The sequence below is a fragment of the Aequorivita vitellina genome (assembly GCF_022008365.1).
In the GTDB taxonomy this organism is placed as follows: Bacteria; Bacteroidota; Bacteroidia; order Flavobacteriales; family Flavobacteriaceae; genus Aequorivita; species Aequorivita vitellina.
Map to the genome: position 1 here is coordinate 1 of NZ_JAIRBA010000197.1, position 301 is coordinate 301.

The following is a 301-nucleotide window of genomic DNA, read 5'->3' on the forward strand; positions in this document are numbered from 1 at the left end:
AAGGAATTTGTAAAGCGCAACGGCGAGTTCACCGTAAACATAGCCTTAATTGAAAATGGCAATCCCGTTTTAGGCGTTATCTATATTCCCGTTTCAAAGGAGTTATATTTTACCGCTGCCGATGGCAAATCTTCAAAAAAGATAACCCTTACTTCAGTAGATACAACAATTGAAAATATTTTTAAAGGTGCCAAAGATATCCACCCTAGCAAACCGACTTCCAAAGTAAAAATCATTGGCAGCCGTTCGCATAATAATAAAGCGACTAAAAACTTCATTACAGAAATTGAAAAACACAATA

At 35.9% G+C, this 301-nt stretch carries 1 protein-coding gene; it reads left to right on the forward strand.

All coding sequences use genetic code 11. The features are described 5' to 3' along the window. Positions 1-301: inositol monophosphatase family protein (locus tag K8089_RS16495; RefSeq protein WP_277612619.1), on the forward strand; the 301-nt coding region annotated here is incomplete at both ends.